The sequence below is a fragment of the Streptomyces sp. NPDC086766 genome, from assembly GCF_044746005.1.
Classification (GTDB): domain Bacteria; phylum Actinomycetota; class Actinomycetes; order Streptomycetales; family Streptomycetaceae; genus Streptomyces.
On record NZ_JBIVBI010000058.1, the window covers coordinates 1 to 1,794 of the forward strand.

Here is a 1,794-nt window from a genome sequence, read left to right on the forward strand (position 1 = left end):
GGATGCTGTTGGCGAATTCGGTGGCTCGCGTGACGTCGGCCTTCAAGACCCGGTTGTGGTCTTGAAGGCCGACGTTGTCGTATGGGGTGGGTGCGGATGTCGATGCAGCCGAGCGGGCCGAGTGAGGTCCCGGCGGAGACGGTGCGGGTGGCGCGGGCTGCGTTCCCCAAGGGCAGCTTGGCGATCCGGGTCCGCGACGAGTTAGGGCCGCTGTTTGCGGATGAGGGGTTCGCGGACCTGTTCCCGGCGCGGGGCAAGCCTGCCTGGTCACCGGGGCGGTTAGCGCTTGTGCTGGTGTTGCAGTTCGTGGAGGGGCTGACCGACCGGCAGGCCGCGGAGGCAGTTCGGGCAAGGATCGACTTCAAGTACGCCCTCGGCCTGGAACTGAGTGATCCCGGGTTCGACTTCTCGGTGCTGTCAGAGTTCCGGGACCGTCTGGTGGAGGCTGATGCGGGGCGGCGTGTTCTGGACGGCATCATCGCCGCGGCCGGGGAGAAAGGGCTGCTCAAGACGGCCGGCCGGGCGCGGACCGACTCCACCCACGTGCTGACAGCCGCCCGGGATGTCGTCTGGCTGGAGCGGGTCGCGGAGACCTTGCGGTCAGCGTTGAACGCCCTGGCCCAGGCGGCCCCGGACTGGCTGGTGCAGGTGGCCGAGCCGGACTGGTTCAAGCACTACGCCGCCAGGGCCGAGGACTCCCGGTTCCCCAAGGCCCGCACCCAGCGGGACGAGATGGGGCTGCGGATCGGACGGGACGGGACACGACTGCTTCAGGCCGTCTGGTCCCGCCAGGCGCCGCCGGAACTGCGCACGCTCCACCAGGTGGAGCACCTGCGCCAGATGTGGGTGCAGAACTTCCACCAAATCGAAGGCGAGGTGAGGCGGCGGGACCCAAAAGACCGGCCGCCGGGCACGACATGCCTGGTCAACCCCTACGACCTTGAAGCCCGCAACAGCGTCAAGCGGGACACCTCCTGGGCGGGATACAAGGTCCACTTCACCGAGACCTGCGAGCCGGACACTCCCAACCTGATCACGAACGTGGCCACCACCGGCGCCACGGTGCCCGACGTGTCGATGACCGAGCCCGTGCACGCCCAGCTTGCTGAGGCAGGCCGTCTGCCGACCGAGCACCTGGTCGACGCCGGATACGTCGATGCGCATGCGCTCGTGCGAGCCCGCCGCGAGTACGGCCTCACCCTCACCGGCCCGGCCGCCTGGGCCATCAGTCCCCAGACTGCGGCGGGCGGCGGATTCACCGGCGACGATTTCGGTATCGACTGGGAAAACGAGCAGGTCACCTGCCCTGGAGGCAGGACCACGACCCGCTGGAATCCGGACCGTTCACCCGAAGGCACCCCCGTGATCCGGGTCCGTTTCAACAAGAACGACTGTCAGCCCTGTTCGGTCCGCCAGCAGTGCACCACCTCCAGCGTCGGCCGCCGCCTGACCCTTCGGCCCCGCGAGGAACACGAAGCCCTCCGCCAGGCCCGCACCGACCAGGACACCGACACCTGGAAAGAGCGCTACAAGACCCGCGCCGGTGTCGAAGGCACCATCTCCCAAGCCACCCAGCGATGCGGCCTGCGCAGATCCCGCTACCTCGGCCTCGCGAAGACCGCCCTGCAACACCAACTCACCGGCGCCGCGATCAACCTCGCCCGCATTGACGCCCACCTCACCGAAACACCCCGAGCCCGCACCCGCACCAGCCACTTCGCAGCACTTCGCCCCGCCGAGCTCACGCTCGGCGGAGCGAAGTGACCGAGCCCCCGAATTCGCCAACAGCATCCG

At 68.7% G+C, this 1,794-nt stretch carries 1 protein-coding gene; it reads left to right on the forward strand.

The window, feature by feature from the left end; genetic code table 11:
* Window positions 1-96: 96 nt before the first annotated feature.
* Complete coding sequence (locus tag ACIPM1_RS33815; RefSeq protein WP_402441204.1) at window positions 97-1,764, forward strand: IS1182 family transposase; 1,668 nt, start codon at window positions 97-99, stop codon at window positions 1,762-1,764.
* The last annotated feature ends 30 nt before the right edge of the window (window positions 1,765-1,794 follow it).